Source organism: Hamadaea sp. NPDC050747 (genome assembly GCF_040654195.1).
Taxonomy (GTDB): Bacteria; Actinomycetota; Actinomycetes; order Mycobacteriales; family Micromonosporaceae; genus Hamadaea.
This window is the reverse complement of the sequence record NZ_JBFAHM010000007.1, coordinates 172219-186630: the sequence shown is the minus strand read 5'-3', so window position 1 is coordinate 186630 and position 14412 is coordinate 172219. Positions and strand designations below refer to the sequence as shown.

16 protein-coding genes are annotated in these 14412 nt (G+C 70.0%); 9 read left to right on the top strand and 7 right to left on the bottom strand.

Features of this window, described 5'->3' with window-relative positions; translation table 11 throughout:
* Window positions 1-21: 21 nt before the first annotated feature.
* From AB0H43_RS18230 to AB0H43_RS18220, 3 genes are all read right to left on the bottom strand, one after another.
* Window positions 22-750 (bottom strand): trimeric intracellular cation channel family protein, encoded by a 729-nt coding sequence (locus tag AB0H43_RS18230; RefSeq protein WP_360000531.1) that lies wholly within the window; start codon window positions 748-750, stop codon window positions 22-24.
* Window positions 751-851: 101 nt separating this feature from the next.
* On the bottom strand, window positions 852-1088 hold the full coding sequence (locus AB0H43_RS18225) for a hypothetical protein (RefSeq protein WP_253756636.1): 237 nt from the start codon (window positions 1086-1088) through the stop codon (window positions 852-854).
* Window positions 1089-1570: 482 nt separating this feature from the next.
* Window positions 1571-3268 (bottom strand): RNA polymerase sigma factor, encoded by a 1698-nt coding sequence (locus tag AB0H43_RS18220; protein WP_360000530.1) that lies wholly within the window; start codon window positions 3266-3268, stop codon window positions 1571-1573.
* Between the two features lie 225 nt (window positions 3269-3493).
* Here AB0H43_RS18220 and AB0H43_RS18215 point away from each other — a divergent pair, with 225 nt between their 5' ends.
* A complete protein-coding gene (locus AB0H43_RS18215; protein ID WP_360000875.1) occupies window positions 3494-4300 on the top strand; it encodes an inositol monophosphatase family protein in 807 nt (268 codons plus the stop codon).
* A 4-nt stretch (window positions 4301-4304) separates the two neighbouring features.
* On the opposite strand, the gene AB0H43_RS18210 is transcribed toward AB0H43_RS18215, so the two are convergent.
* Complete coding sequence (locus AB0H43_RS18210; RefSeq protein WP_253756629.1) at window positions 4305-4850, bottom strand: LytR C-terminal domain-containing protein; 546 nt, start codon at window positions 4848-4850, stop codon at window positions 4305-4307.
* A 395-nt stretch (window positions 4851-5245) separates the two neighbouring features.
* Here AB0H43_RS18210 and AB0H43_RS18205 point away from each other — a divergent pair, with 395 nt between their 5' ends.
* Window positions 5246-5542: a DUF4193 domain-containing protein gene (locus AB0H43_RS18205; protein ID WP_290860976.1), complete on the top strand. Its 297-nt coding sequence runs from the start codon at window positions 5246-5248 to the stop codon at window positions 5540-5542.
* Window positions 5543-5620: 78 nt separating this feature from the next.
* A complete protein-coding gene (locus tag AB0H43_RS18200; protein WP_360000529.1) occupies window positions 5621-6484 on the top strand; it encodes a hypothetical protein in 864 nt (287 codons plus the stop codon).
* Window positions 6485-6486: 2 nt separating this feature from the next.
* Here AB0H43_RS18200 and AB0H43_RS18195 read toward each other — a convergent pair whose 3' ends face one another.
* A complete protein-coding gene (locus tag AB0H43_RS18195; protein ID WP_360000528.1) occupies window positions 6487-6993 on the bottom strand; it encodes a DUF3093 domain-containing protein in 507 nt (168 codons plus the stop codon).
* 124 nt (window positions 6994-7117) lie between these two features.
* On the opposite strand from AB0H43_RS18195, the gene dut reads away from it, so the two are divergent.
* The 4 genes from dut to AB0H43_RS18175 are packed head-to-tail and all read left to right on the top strand — an operon-like array spanning window position 7118 to window position 9537.
* Window positions 7118-7618: a dUTP diphosphatase gene (gene dut, locus AB0H43_RS18190; RefSeq protein WP_360000527.1), complete on the top strand. Its 501-nt coding sequence runs from the start codon at window positions 7118-7120 to the stop codon at window positions 7616-7618.
* Window positions 7618-8361 carry a DUF3710 domain-containing protein gene (locus tag AB0H43_RS18185; RefSeq protein ID WP_360000526.1) on the top strand — a complete coding sequence of 248 codons (744 nt, stop codon included), beginning with the start codon at window positions 7618-7620 and terminating at the stop codon, window positions 8359-8361. Before dut ends, AB0H43_RS18185 begins: the two co-directional genes overlap by 1 nt.
* A 56-nt stretch (window positions 8362-8417) precedes the next feature.
* Entirely contained in the window at window positions 8418-8816 is a 399-nt protein-coding gene (locus tag AB0H43_RS18180; protein WP_360000525.1) for an OB-fold nucleic acid binding domain-containing protein, read from the top strand.
* A 7-nt stretch (window positions 8817-8823) separates the two neighbouring features.
* Window positions 8824-9537, top strand: coding sequence for a DUF3159 domain-containing protein (locus AB0H43_RS18175; protein ID WP_360000524.1), 714 nt, complete (start codon window positions 8824-8826; stop codon window positions 9535-9537).
* Window positions 9538-9617: 80 nt separating this feature from the next.
* Here the strand turns inward: AB0H43_RS18175 and AB0H43_RS18170 are convergent, their stop codons facing one another.
* Window positions 9618-10277 (bottom strand): TrkA family potassium uptake protein, encoded by a 660-nt coding sequence (locus tag AB0H43_RS18170; RefSeq protein ID WP_360000523.1) that lies wholly within the window; start codon window positions 10275-10277, stop codon window positions 9618-9620.
* Between the two features lie 9 nt (window positions 10278-10286).
* Window positions 10287-10949, bottom strand: coding sequence for a TrkA family potassium uptake protein (locus AB0H43_RS18165; protein ID WP_360000522.1), 663 nt, complete (start codon window positions 10947-10949; stop codon window positions 10287-10289).
* Between the two features lie 128 nt (window positions 10950-11077).
* Here AB0H43_RS18165 and AB0H43_RS18160 point away from each other — a divergent pair, with 128 nt between their 5' ends.
* Both AB0H43_RS18160 and AB0H43_RS18155 read left to right on the top strand, forming a co-directional pair.
* Window positions 11078-13120, top strand: coding sequence for an APC family permease (locus AB0H43_RS18160; protein WP_360000520.1), 2043 nt, complete (start codon window positions 11078-11080; stop codon window positions 13118-13120).
* Window positions 13117-14328: a TRAM domain-containing protein gene (locus AB0H43_RS18155; RefSeq protein WP_360000519.1), complete on the top strand. Its 1212-nt coding sequence runs from the start codon at window positions 13117-13119 to the stop codon at window positions 14326-14328. Before AB0H43_RS18160 ends, AB0H43_RS18155 begins: the two co-directional genes overlap by 4 nt.
* The last annotated feature ends 84 nt before the right edge of the window (window positions 14329-14412 follow it).

Below are 14412 nucleotides of genomic sequence, written 5' to 3'. Positions count from 1 at the left end.
GTCGAGTGGCACCGCCAAACTTTACCGGGTGGGTGCGTCAGGTCCCTGGCCTGGCTCGCTGTCCTTTTCGGAGCCCCCGCCCCGGCGGCGGCGGAGCGGGGTCGTCGGCCAGCCGGTCGGCCCGGCCACGACCGGCCGGGCGGTCGGCGCGGACCACTGGCGCTTGACCGCGATCATCCGGATCACGAAGACGAGCAGCCCGGCCAGGAACAGCGGGACGACCTCGTCCTCGTTCAGCCAGTTCAGCGCTGCGACGACCGCGGCGCCGACGAGCGACGCGACGGCGTAGATCTCGCGGCGCAGGACCAGTGGGATCTCTCCGGTGAGCAGGTCGCGAGCGAGTCCGCCGCCGATGCCGGTGAGCATGCCGATGAAACAAGCCCCGACAGCCGGGACGGGGGTCGGCGCGTGAAGCGCCTTCAGTGTGCCTGTGACGGTGAACAGGGCCAGCCCGGCGGCGTCGAGGGTCAGGATGGTCCGCACGATCTTGCCGAGGTGCGGATGCAGCCAGAACGTCGCGAGGGAGGCGACGACCGCCGTGACGGAGTAGCGCCAGTCGGCGAAGGCCAGCGGCGGGACGGTGTCGATCACCAGGTCCCGGAAGATCCCACCACCGAGGGCGGCGACGAAGCCCACGAAGACCACGCCGAAGGCGTCGAGATGCTTGTAGACCCCGGCCGAGGCGCCGGAGACCGCGAAGACCGCCACGCCGGTCAGATCGGCGATGAGCAGCGCTTCACCCGAGTCCACCGGGGAATGCTATCGGCGGGCGTACCGGACATGCGAAAACCCCGCCGTGCCGCACACCCGGCACGACGGGGTTTCTAGGTCTAGGTCACACCGTTCGGGGGTCAGTTCTTCGCAATAAGCTCGCTGCCACGCCAGGTGAAGTCGGGCTCGACCGTGTAGTCGACCGTGATCTTCACAAGGTCGTCGGCGTACTTGTTGGCGTGGTGCCCGCAGAACACCAGTTCGCCCCCGCCGGCGAGCACGATGCGCAGCTTGCCTGCCGCGTTGCACCGATCGCAGCGCTCATCGGCGTCGTGAGCTGTCGCCGTCTCCGGCGGCGGCGTGAGGGTCGCTGTCATGCCCGGCCTCCTCTGATCGTCACCGATGCTGGTCCGTTCGTTCTCCGCCGAGCCTGCCGGCGGTTCCTTCCTTACGCCCACTCACCCTCCAACGTCGGTGCCGTGGACGGGCTTCCCGATCCGAGCTTGGATTCAGCTCACACCGGGGGCGGACCACACGGTTCGGTTGGGACAAATGAAGGGCCTCACGTGCCCCAACCTTGCGTTCCCCCAGCGTGCCACGTCAACACGGACTTTGCGATAGCGGTCCGGTCACACCCCGGAGTTCGTACGCACGGTGACCAGACCGACACGTTCAGTGGAGTGTTGGAGGAAAATCCACGGCAATTCCGCCCCACTGTATGCCACGAAAACGACCCCCGTCGCGCTCAATGTCCGGTTTCTGGGCCTCAGAAGGGGGACTGTTCGCTGAACGCGAACAGGGCCCCGCTCGGGGGCCCTGTTCCTGCGTTGTGAGACGCGTCGAGTGTTCTCTTATGGACTTAGTCGAGATAGTCGCGCAGGACCTGCGAGCGCGACGGGTGCCGCAGTTTCGACATGGTCTTGGACTCGATCTGCCGGATGCGCTCCCGGGTCACCCCGTAGACCTGGCCGATCTCGTCCAGCGTCCGTGGCTGGCCGTCGGTCAGGCCGAAGCGCAGCCGCACGACGCCCGCCTCGCGCTCGGAGAGCGTCTGCAGCACCTGCTGAAGCTGGTCCTGCAACAGCGAGAAGGAGACCGCGTCGACCGCGACGACCGCCTCGGAGTCCTCGATGAAGTCGCCGAGCTGGCTGTCGCCCTCGTCGCCGATCGTCTGGTCGAGCGAGATGGGCTCCCGGGCGTACTGCTGGATCTCCAGCACCTTCTCCGGGGTGATGTCCATCTCCTTGGCCAGCTCCTCCGGCGTGGGCTCACGTCCGAGGTCCTGGAGCAGCTCACGCTGTATGCGGCCGAGCTTGTTGATCACTTCGACCATGTGCACCGGAATGCGGATCGTGCGGGCCTGGTCGGCCATCGCCCGCGTGATCGCCTGCCGGATCCACCAGGTGGCGTACGTCGAGAACTTGTAGCCCTTGGTGTAGTCGAACTTCTCCACCGCGCGGATGAGACCGAGGTTGCCCTCCTGGATCAGGTCCAGGAACGCCATGCCGCGGCCGGTGTACCGCTTGGCCAGGCTGACCACGAGCCGGAGGTTGGCCTCCAGCAGGTGGTTCTTGGCCCGGTCGCCGTCACGCGAGATCCAGAGGAGGTCACGCTGCATGTCGCGGGTGAGGGTCAGCTCGCCCTCGTCGGCCGCGCGCAGCCGCTCGGCGGCGTAGAGCCCGGCCTCGATCCGCTTGGCGAGCTCCACCTCCTGCTCGGCGTTCAGCAGCGGAACCTTGCCGATCTGCTTCAGGTACGCCCGGACGGAGTCGGCCGAGGCGGTGAGTTCGGCGTCCTTGCGGGCCTGCTTGAGCGCCTCGGACTCCTCGGCGTCCCAATCGAAGTCGTCGGCGGCGGCGGCGTCCGCGGCGGCGGCCTGAGCCATCTCCGCGGGCTCGTCGACGACGACGTCCTCGAGGTCGGCCGCGAGGTCCTCGACCTCGAGGTCCTCGGCGTCGGGCTCCTCGCCCGGCGCCTTCTCCTTGCCGTCGGCGGCCTTCTTGGCCGGTGCGCCCTTCTTCGCGGGCGCGGCCTTCTTGGCGGCCTTCGGATCGGCCTCGTCGGCGTCGCCTTCCGCCTTCGAGGCCGCCTTCTTGGCGGGGACGGCCTTCTTGGCGGGAGCGGCCTTCTTCGCCGCCGGAGCGGCGGCCTTCTTGGCTGCGGCCTTCTCGATCGGCTCGACGACCGCCTCAGCGGCGTCACCGTCGATCGGGCCACCCTGGGCCGGAGTCTTGCCGCCCGGCTTCGCAGCGGGCTTCTCAGCGGGTTTGGCGGGTGTCGCCTTGGCGGTGGTCGCCTTGGAGGCCGGGGTCGCCGAGCGTGCGGCCGCGACCTTCTTCGCGGGAGCCTTGGCGGTCCGCCCGTCGGCCACCACCGTCACGCCCGCCTCGAAGAGGGCGCGCAACAGCTTCTTGGCCTGAGTCGGGGTCACCTCGGCGGCTTCGACGGAACGAGCGATCTCCGCCTGCGTCAACTGGCCACCGGCCTCGGCGGCCTGGGCGAGGAGAGCGTCGGTGAGCGAGCGTACGTCGGCGCCGATCTGGCGGGCTTCTGTCACGAACGACCTTCCGTCATCAGCGAGTGGGCTTCAGCATGTGGCGCCCTCCGGCCGGCCCACAGGCGCACCGTGGGAACGGACCGGGTGTATCGGGATTGGGAGCCACCGGCTCGCCGCGAGGGTGTCGGCCCGGCGGCGGAGGGCGGCAGGCGTGAATTGTAGCGCCGGTTCTGGTGATCATCCCATCGCGCGCGCCGGTCGTGCCTTTGCGAGGATGGGATCGTGGTGGATCAGAATGCACGAGAGCTGCTCGACTTGGCCCGGCGGGTGGCTCGGCGGGCTGCCGAGACGGCTCGCCGGACGCGAACCGAGGCCATCGAACAGGTCGATACCAAGAGTACGGCGACCGACGTGGTAACCGCCGCCGATCGGGCGGTGGAACGGCAGATCGTCGAGGAATTGCGGGCGGCGCGGCCCGACGACGGGTTCCTCGGCGAGGAGTACGGAGTTCAGGACGAGCCCGCGGCCGGCGGCGTCCGCTGGGTGATCGACCCGATCGACGGCACCGTGAACTACCTCTACGGATTACCCCAGTACGCCGTCTCCATCGCCGCCGAGGTCGATGGAGAGGTCGTCGCCGGAGTGGTGGTCAACGCCGCCTCCGGCGAGGAATGGCACGCGACTCTCGGCGGGGGCGCCTGGCGGGGGGATCGGCGTCTTTCCGGCTCCCCGCAGACGGTGCTGGCCCAGGCTCTGGTCGGCACCGGGTTCGCGTACTCGGCGGAACGGCGGGCTCAGCAGGGCGTCGTGCTGGCCGGGCTGATCACCCGCGTACGCGACATCCGCCGGTTCGGGTCGGCCGCGCTCGACCTGTGCGCCGCGGCCGAGGGCATGCTGGACGCGTACTACGAACGGGGGCTGAATCCGTGGGATCTGGCCGCCGGCGGACTGATCGCCCGGGAGGCGGGACTGCTCGTGACCGGGTTGAACGGCAAGCCCGCCGGGGGCGACCTGGCGCTGGCCGCTCCGCCCGCGCTGCACAAGCAGTTGCACGACCATCTGGTGGAGCTGGACGCCGACAGCGGTCCCTAGCGCCTTAGTCGGTCTGCTTGGCCGGGCAGGAGTTCTTGGGCAGCTGCGGCCCGCCTGCCCCGGCCAGGGCGGTGAACGCCTGGTTGACCTCGGTCTGGGTGGCGAGCTGCTTGAAACCCGGGCCGAGGATCACGTCGACCGTCTCGTCGGTCCGGTTCTTGTCGTACTCGTGGACCGCGTTGTTCAGGAAGTACGCGTCCAGCACGTACGCCGCGCCGACCTTCTTCGGGCCGTAGCGCAGGATGGCCACGCCGCTGACCGGCTTGCCGAGCGGGTTGTTGCCCGTCTTCTCGACCTTGAACCGCCGGTACTCGAAGTCGAGCTTCACGGTGCCGGCGAGCCCCGCCTTGTCTGTCGCGTTGTAGACATTGATGTGGATGTTGCGGTTGTCGTTCGGCAGTTCCATGTCCACTACGGTGTAGCCCGACGGGCACGCGTCCGGCGTCGCCGAGCTGCCGGTGCCTTTCGTCAACGCCATGACGGTCAGCACTCCGGCGGCCAGCACGAGTACGGCGACCAGCGCCAGCGCTCGGATGCGTGCGAAGCTCATGTCCCAGCTCCCCGTCGATGTCAGGCGATGTGATGTGGCGGAATAGGGGGCGACGCGCCGACGCCGGCGAGCTGTTTCGCCCGCCGGACAGGGTGACGCGTACCGGCCCAGCACGGTGAGGGTAACCGTTGGACGCGGCCCCCGAGGGCAGGACCCGGCGGAAAGGCGGAATATCCATCGGCGCGCCGACGATGTTCGGGGGGCGGCCGACCCTACTTTTGTCTCGCTCGGCTGTCGGCTCAGTCACATTGGGAACATCCCGGCGCGCTTGGGCGTACATCACCGACACAGGCGAGGTATTGTGCCGCGTCCGTTGGGACCGGCCGACGACGCCCACGCGCGGCGCGGCGCAGACGCACCGCAGGAATTCGAGTTAGTGGAGTGTGAGAGAACCGATGGCGACCGACTACGACGCCCCGCGCCGTGACGAGGCCGAACTCGGCGAAGACAGCCTTGAGGAACTCAAGGCCCGTCGCGTCGACTCGCAGTCGGGCAGCGTAGACGTCGACGAGACCGAGGTGGCGGAAAGCTTCGAGCTGCCCGGAGCCGACCTCACCGACGAGGAGCTCAGCGTCAAGGTGGTGCCCCTGCAGGCGGACGAGTTCACCTGTTCGCGGTGCTTCCTGGTGCACCACCGCAGCCAGCTGGCCGGTGAGAAGAACGGCCTGCCGATCTGCCGCGAGTGCATCTGATCCAGCTGTTCGGGGTAGCGATGGTTGACCCCGTCGGGTCAACTGTTCTCAAGCCCACGACGCGGTAGGAGGCCTTCCATGGCGAGCGAGAAAGCGGTGCCCGGCGACGACGTGCCGGGCACCGGCCGTACCGGCGACCCGGCCGGCCCGCCCGACACCTTCGACGAGAAGGCCGCTGACGTCGACGGCTTCAGCAAGGCGGTGGCCGAGCTGGCGGAGTCCGATCTGGACAGCGCTAGCCGGCGCAAGGCGATCTCCCGCATGGTCACCGCGCTTCGCGGGCGCGGCGTCGGCAAGCTCTTCCAGCCGGGCAAGGCCGTCCGCTGGGTCACCGACGCGGTGGCCGATCTGGCTCCGCACGTGCCCGTACGCGACTATGAGACGTTGCGCCGGCACTTCCCCGATCTGGACGGTGACGAGCTGGCGGAGCGGCTGATCCGCAACGCCGCCCGGTCGACCGCCGGGATCGGCGCCGTCGGCGGCGGTGTCGGCTCGGTGCAGTGGGCGGTGCCGCCGACGCTGCTGTCCACTCCGGTCCTGCTGGCCGTCGAGACGGTGGCGGTCATCGGCATCGAACTGAAGCTCATCGGCGAACTGCACGAGGTCTACGGGCAGCCGGTCCAGGGCAGCACGGCGCAGCGGTCGGCCGCCCTGTTGCACGCCTGGGCGCGTAAGCGCGGGGTGAACCCGTTCCTGCCCGGCGGTGGGGTCGCGTCAATCCTCGGTACCGCCGCCCGCAAGGAGCTGCGCGACATGATCGTCCAGCGGCTGGGCCGGAACCTCACCACCCTCGGTCCACTGCTGACCGGGGCGGCCGTCGCCAGCTACCTCAACCGGCGCTCCACGAAGGCGTTGGGGGAGGCCCTCAAACGCGATCTGCGCCTGCGGCGCCGGCCCGCGCTGCCAGGACCCGGCCTGCCGCCATCCCTGCCGCCCAGCTGAGCTCAGGCGGCCTGAGCGGGGAGCCGCTCGCGAAGCGCCTCGGCCAGGCGCACCGGGTGCCGGGTGGAGACCAGCCAATAAGGCGTGGGGTCGGCCGGATCGTCGAGGACGATCTGCACCGCCGTCCCGATCCAGGGCCGCAGCACGACGAAGGCGTTCGGGTCCGCCTGCGGTCCGAGAAGCTGGGCACGACCCGCCGCGTCCAGCGCGACGACCTCGCGGACGGCGCTCAGCGGCAGGTGGGCTCGGTCGTTGCCGAAGGTGATCTCGAACTCCGGCCGGCTCTCCGCCTCGGTCATCCGCAGCCGGAGCCGGGAGAACCACAGCAGCAGCCCGGCGGTCAGCGGCAGCAGCAGAGCGAACGGCACCCAGCCTCGTGGGCCCGGGGCGCCGAGTCCGATCTCACCGGCGGCGAGCGTCGCGAAAGCGAGGCCCAACGGCCACCACCACCAGGGGACGGTGAGCCGTTCCGTGAGACGGGGTGTCGCCGTTGTCCGTGCGGGTGCCATGGTGACCGAGGGTACCCGGCGGGTGGCCGCCGGGCTTGGCGGGCGGCGGACGCCGCGCGCCTCGAGACGCGCCTCACCGTCCGACTGGAGCACTCGGTAAGGTCCTTCCCCCGGAGGTTCAAGCATGACCAGTCAGGTTGAGATCGCCGTGCGCCTGCTCGACGCCGAGCTGCCGATGCCGGCGTACGCGCATCCCGGTGACGCCGGAGCCGATCTCGTGGCGGCCGAGGACGTGACCATCGCGCCCGGCGAGCGGCGCATGGTGCGTACCGGGGTGGCCATAGCGCTGCCGGAGGGCTTCGTCGGCCTCGTGCATCCGCGGTCCGGGCTCGCCGCCAAAGTCGGTCTCACGGTGCTGAACGCGCCCGGCACGGTCGACGCGGGCTATCGGGGCGAAATCCTCGTCAATCTCATCAACCATGATCCCCGGAACACCGCGCAGGTCACTCGGGGTGACCGGATCGCTCAGCTTGTTGTACAACGGGTGGAGAGGGCTGCGTTCCATCGCGTCGAGGAGCTGCCGGAGTCGGTACGCGGCGACGGCGGCCACGGATCGACCGGTGGTCACGCCGCGCTCGCGGCCGGTAGTCTCACCGGCGCCCCGATCGGAAAGGCGATGCAGTGATGTTCTCTCGCCAGCGCAGCGGCCGACACGCGAAGGCCGACGCACCTCGGCGCGGCGCGGAACGCCGTCCCCCGGCCGAAGCCGACGACCTCCCGCCGGAGGCCGCCGCGCAGTCGCCGGTGGACATCGGCCCCTACGACCAGGCCGAGGCGCCGGCCGGGGTCGCCCGGCTCGACCTGGGCGCCCTGCTCGTCCCGGCGATCGACGGGGTGGATCTGCGGGTGCAGGCCGACGCCGAGGGGATCATTCAGCAGGTGGTCCTGGTCCACGGGGACAGCGCTCTTCAGCTCGGCGTCTTCGCCGCCCCGCGCGGCGAGGGCATCTGGGACGAGGTACGCGCCGAGATCCGCAAGTCCCTGTTCGACGACGGAGTGGCCGCCGAGGAGGAGCCCGGTGTCTACGGCACCGAGTTGCGGGCCCGGGTGCGTACTCCGGAGGGCCTGACGGACCTGCGGTTCGTCGGCGTGGACGGGCCGCGGTGGATGGTGCGCGGCGTCTATCAGGGTCCGGCGGCGATCGACCCGGACACCGCCGAGCCCCTCGTCGAGTGCCTGCACGGGCTCGTGGTGGCCCGGGGGCCGGAGGCCAAGCCGGTCCGGGAGCCGCTGCTGCTCCGGCTGCCCCGCGAAATGGCCGACGCCGCCGCCGCTCAGGCCGCCGACGGGGCCGAACCCAGTCTGACCGCCACTGCCCCGAGCGGTGACCTGAAGCGCAAGCCTTCGCCCCGGCCCCGCCGGGCATGAATCGACGTACGCTAGAGAAGTCGCATTGATGCTTGAGAGGGTGTGACGACGGGGTCATGGCGGCCGTCGAGGATCATCAGTCCCAGCCGGAGGCGTCCGGTCTGCGGCGCTTCCTGCGGAAATTCACCGCGAGTGATCAAGAGCTGGAGTCGGAGGAGGTCCGGCGCGAGAGCGCGAAGGCCGACTGCGTCTGCGCCGACCGCGTACGCCGTGGGCAGCTGGTCAAGCTGTCCGGGCGGCTGCGCACCGTGGTTTACACGCCGCGGACGAACCTGCCGACGCTGGAGGCGGAGCTTTACGACGGCACCGACGTCGTGACGCTCGTCTTCCTGGGCCGGCGGCACATCGCCGGCATCGAACCTGGCCGGGCGCTGACCGCCGCCGGGCGCGTCGCCGTCCGGGACGGTCGCAAGGTCATCTACAACCCGCACTATTCGCTCGACGCCCCGAAGTGAGGCACCGATGACCGAGGACGCGCGTGGCTCTGTCGCGACCCAGGAGCAGGACCCGGACAAGCTGCCGCCGCTGTCGGAGCAGATGGCCGAGCAGCTCGGTGGCTGGCGGGGGCTGGTCGAGTCGGGCATTCCGGTGCTCGTCTTCATCGTCGCCAACATGATCCTCGGCGCGGTCGTCTCGGACGGCAGCTTCGGCATGCTGGGCGACAAGCCGGCGCTCAAGCTCGCCATCATCGCGTCCGTCGCGGTCGCGGTCGGGCTGGCCGGGTGGCGGCTGGCCCAGGGCAAGCCGGTGCGGTTCGCGGTCAACGGCCTCGTCGGGATCGCCCTCGGCGCCGTGCTGGCCTGGCGGTCGGGCGAGGAACGCTCGTTCTACCTGCCCGGGATCATCTACAGCCTCTGCTACGGCATCGCCCTGCTGGCGTCGGTGGCCTTCCGGCAGCCGCTGGTGGGCTGGATCTACTCGGTCGTGGCCGACGGCGGCAAGAAGGGCTGGCGGGGCGAGCCCCGGCTCGTCCGCGCGTTCGCCTGGCTGACCGTGCTGTGGGCGGCCACCTACATCGTCAAGGCCGGTCTGCAGTACCTGCTCTACCTCGCGCACGCCGACGTCGCGCTGGGCATCGCCCGGATCGTGCTCGGCTACCCGCCTTATCTGCTGCTCCTGGCGCTGACGGTGTACGCCGTCCGGCGCATCCGCGCCGCCGAGAACTCGCTGTCATGATCATTGCGTCAGCCATGCTGTGAGAACGGGCATTTCGCCGCGCGAAACAGCATGGCTGACGCAATGATCATGCGAAGGGGTTAGACGCCGAGGAGCGTCGCGCGTACCTCTTCCTCGACCGCGGCCGTGCACACGAAGATCAGCTCGTCGCCCGCCTCGATGGGGTCGTCCGGGCTGGGCGCGATGACGCGCCGGCCGCGGACGATGGCGACCAGGGCGGAGTCCGGCGGCAGGGGCACCTCACGGACGGGGCGTCCCACGTAGGGCGCGGTCGACGGCAGGGTGATCTCCACGAGGTTGGCCTCGCCCTGCCGGAAGGTCATCAGCCGGACCAGGTCGCCGACCGTGACCGCCTCCTCGACCAGCGCGGCCATCAGGCGCGGCTTGCTGACCGAGACGTCGACGCCCCATTGCTCGGTGAACAGCCATTCGTTCTCCGCCCGGTTGACCCGGGCGACCACGCGGCCGACCGCGAACTCCGTCTTGGCCAGCAGGGAGACCACCAGGTTGACCTTGTCGTCGCCGGTCGCCGCGACCACCACGTCACAGCTGGCGATGTCGAGTTCCTGGAGGCTGGACAGCTCGCACGCGTCGGCGAGCGCCCACTCCGCGGCCGGTACGCGTTCCGGCCGCAACATCTTCGGCAGGCGCTCGATGAGCAGCACCTGGTGGCCGTTCTCGACCAGCTCCTGGGCGATCGAGCGGCCGACGTTGCCGGCTCCGGCGATGGCGACGCGCATGCGGACTCCTCAGTGTGCGATGGGGGCGGAGCCGGTGACCTTGCGGACAGCCGCGGCGATCTCGTCGGTGACCAGCATGAAGAGCTGATCTCCGTCCTGCAGGACGGTCGAGGCGGTGGGCAGGATGCCCAGTCCGAAGCGCATGACGTATGCCGCCCGCGTGCCGGAGGCCTCCTCGATCGCGGCGAGCGGCCGGCCGATCCAGTCCGCGTGCAGTGGCGCCTCGACGATCGACACGACGCTGGTCGGGTCGCGCCAGACCTCGCCGGTGTCTTCGGGGAGCAGATGCCGGACGACACGCATGGCGGTCCAGCGGACGGTGGCGACGGTCGGGATGCCCAGCCGCTCGTAGACCTCGGCGCGGTTCTGGTCGTAGATGCGGGCCACGACGTTCGGCACGCCGAACGTCTCCCGGGCCAGCCGGGCCGAGATGATGTTGGAGTTGTCGCCGCTGGAGACCGCGGCGAAGCAGTCGGCCCGTTCGATTCCGGCCTGGATCAGGACTTCGCGGTCGAAGCCGACCCCGGTGACGGTGATCCCGGAGAAGTCGGCCGGCAGCCGGCGGAACGCGTCGCCGTCCTGGTCGATGACGGCCACGGAGTGACCTCGGCTCTCCAGGCTGTGCGCGACGGTGGATCCCACCCGTCCGCAGCCCATGATCACGATATGCACCAGCGCCTCCTGTCGCTCACCTGTGAGCGTGCCATACCCGGGTGGCGGTAGGCAGGCCACCCGGCCGGAGAAGATCGTCGGGGCGGGCCGAACCGCACAACCGAGCCGAAGAGCCGTAGGCTGCGGGTGTGCCGAACCCGACCTCCGTGCTGAAGCGCCTGCTCCTGGGTCGACCGTTCCGCTCGGACCGGCTGCATCACACGCTGCTCCCGAAGCGGATCGCGTTGCCGGTGTTCGCCTCCGACGCGTTGTCCTCGGTCGCGTACGCCCCGGCGGAGATCCTGTTGACGCTGTCGGCGGCGGGGGCGGCGGCCTTCCTGTACTCGCCGTGGATCGCGCTGGCCGTCGCGGTGGTGATGGTGACCGTGGTCGCCTCCTACCGGCAGAACGTGCACGCGTACCCGTCCGGTGGTGGCGACTACGAGGTCGCCACGGTGAACCTGGGCTCGAAATTCGGCCTGACGGTCGCCAGTGCCCTGCTGGTCGACTACGTCCTGACCGTCGCGGTGTCGATCTCGTCCGGGGTGGACGCCCTCGGCGACATGATCGGCTACGTCGGCGATCACAAGGTGGGCGTCGCGGTGATCCTGATCGCCGTCCTCACCGCGATGAACCTGCGGGGCATCCGCGAGGCGGGCACCGCCTTCGCCGTTCCGACGTACGCGTTCATGGTGGCGATCGGCGTCATGATCCTCGTCGGCGTCTGGCGGATCTTCGTCAGCGGCGACGATCTGCGAGCGCCCAGTGCCGACATGACGATCAAGCCGGAGCACGGGCTCTACGTCGGCGCCGGGTTCGCCTTCGTCTTCCTGCTGGTCCGGGCGTTCTCCTCGGGCTGCGCCGCGCTGACCGGTGTGGAGGCCATCTCCAACGGCGTACCGGCGTTCAAGCCGCCGAAGTCGCGGAACGCGGCGACCACGCTGCTGCTGCTGGGGTCGATCTCGATCGCCATGATGGCCGGCATCATCCTGCTGGCCCGCGAGACCAAGCTCCAGTACGTCGAGTGTTTCGAGGTCAACCCGGCGATCGGCTGCACGGAGAGCCAGATCGAGGGCGTGGCGCCGTTCTCCAAGCAGCCGACGGTCACCGCTCAGCTCGCCGAGACCGTCTTCGGCGACTTCCGGTTCGGCTACTTCATCGTCCTGACGATGACCGCCCTGATCCTGGTGCTCGCGGCCAACACGGCGTTCAACGGTTTCCCGGTGCTCGGCTCGATCCTGGCTCAGGACCGGTTCCTGCCGCGGCAGCTGCACACCCGGGGCGACCGGCTGGCCTTCTCCAACGGCATCATCTTCCTGGCGGCCGCGGCGGCGGTCCTCGTCGTCGCGTTCCGCGCGGAGACCACGAAGCTGATCCAGCTCTACATCGTCGGCGTGTTCGTGTCGTTCACGCTGTCGCAGACCGGCATGATCCGGCACTGGAACCGGCTGCTGCGGACCGAACGGGATACGGCGACCCGCGCCAAGATGAAGCGGTCGCGGGCGATCAACACGTTCGGCATGATCCTGACCGGCTTCGTCCTGATCCTGGTCCTGGTCACCAAGTTCACCAAGGGCGCCTGGATCTCGATCGCCGCGATGGCCGTGATCTACGCGCTGATGGTCGCCATCCGCAAGCATTACGACCGGGTCGCGCGGGAACTCGAGCCGACCGAGGAGAAGCCGATCCTCCCGGCTCGCAACCACGCGATCGTCCTGGTGTCGAAGCTGCACATGCCGACCTTGCGCGCGCTGGCCTACGCCAAGGCGTCCCGGCCGGACTCGATCACCGCGCTGACCGTCAATGTGGACACCGGGGACACCCGCCACATCCAGGACGAGTGGGACCGCCGCGGCATCGGCATCCCGTTGACCGTGATCGACTCGCCGTACCGCGAGATCACGCGGCCGATCATCGAGTACGTCAAGCGTCAGCGTGAGGACGCGCCCCGCGACATCGTGACCGTCTACATCCCTGAGTACGTCGTCGGTCACTGGTGGGAGAACCTGCTGCACAACCAGTCCGCGCTGCGGCTGAAGGCCCGTCTGCTCTTCGAGCCGGGCGTGATGGTCACCAGCGTCCCCTGGCAGCTGTCGTCGACCGCCTCCAAGAACCTCGACCGCTTCGACCGCCGCACTGCGCTCGGCCCCACGCGTGGTGAGCGGGCGCCCGACGACATGTCGGTGCGATGACGCTGACCGAACTCGACCGGGTCGAGGTCATCGTCGGCGCGCCGGCTCACGGCGGGCACTGCGTCGCCCGCCACGAGGGCATGGTCCTGTTCGTCCGGCACGCACTGCCGGGGGAGCGGGTGATCGCCGAGGTCACCGAGGTGCACCGCGGCTACGTCCGGGCCGATGCCGTCGAGATCATCGAGGCCTCGCCGGACCGCGTACCGGCGCCGTGTCCGTGGTCCGGCCCCAACGCCTGCGGTGGCTGCGACCTCCAGCACGTCGCGCCGTCCGCGCAACTGCGGTGGAAGGCGTCCGTCGTCCAGGAACTGCTCGCGAGATTCGCTCACCTCGACCAAGTGGTACGCGTAGAGCCGCTGCCGGCGACGGTCGGCGCCGACGGGCAGCCCGACACCGGCTGGCGCACCCGCGTGCGGTACACAGTGGCTGCCGAGGGCCGGGCGGGCCTGCGTAAACACCGCTCCAACGAAGTCGTCCCGATCGAGCGCTGCCTCATCGCGTACCCGGGGATCCGGGCGCTGCCGGTGCTGAACCGCACCTGGGAGGTCGACGCGGTGGAGACCGTCGCGCCGTCGACGGAGCCGGCGTTCGTCGTCACGGATCCGGCCCGGCCGATCGTCGAGCACGCCGCCGGGCACGACTTCACCCTCGCGGCGGGTGGCTTCTGGCAGGTGCACCCGGCGGCCGCCCAGACCCTGGTCGACGCCGTGCTCGAGCAGCTCGCGCCGAAGGCCGGGGAGACCGCGTGGGACCTCTACGGCGGGGCCGGGTTGTTCGCCGCAGCCCTCGCCGATCATGTCGGCGTCACCGGCCAGGTGACCCTGGTGGAGTCCGCCCCGGACGGGGTGGCCGCCGCTCGGCGGAACCTCGCCCAACTCCCCGTACGCGTCGTCGAGTCGACCGTCGAGCGCGCGCTCGTGCCGCGTCGCGGCAAACCTGCCCGGTCGTCGTTCCGGCTTCAGGGTCCGGTGGACCTCGTCGTCCTCGACCCGCCCCGGACGGGCGCGGGCAAGCAGGTGGTCACCGCGGTGGCCGCCTCCGGCGCTCGCGCGGTGGCGTACGTGGCCTGCGATCCGGCCGCACTGGCCCGGGACGTCGCCACCTTCCAGGGGCTGGGCTGGGAACTTGCCCAGCTCCGGGCGTTCGACTGCTTCCCTTACACCCATCACGTCGAGTGCGTCGCGCTCCTGCTTCCAGCTCGCTCGTAGCCGCCGCCGAGCTGTCTCGGCACGTCCGGTCCCTGTACGCCTCGGTCGAACGGTCGGGAATAACGGGCATACCCGGGTCAATGG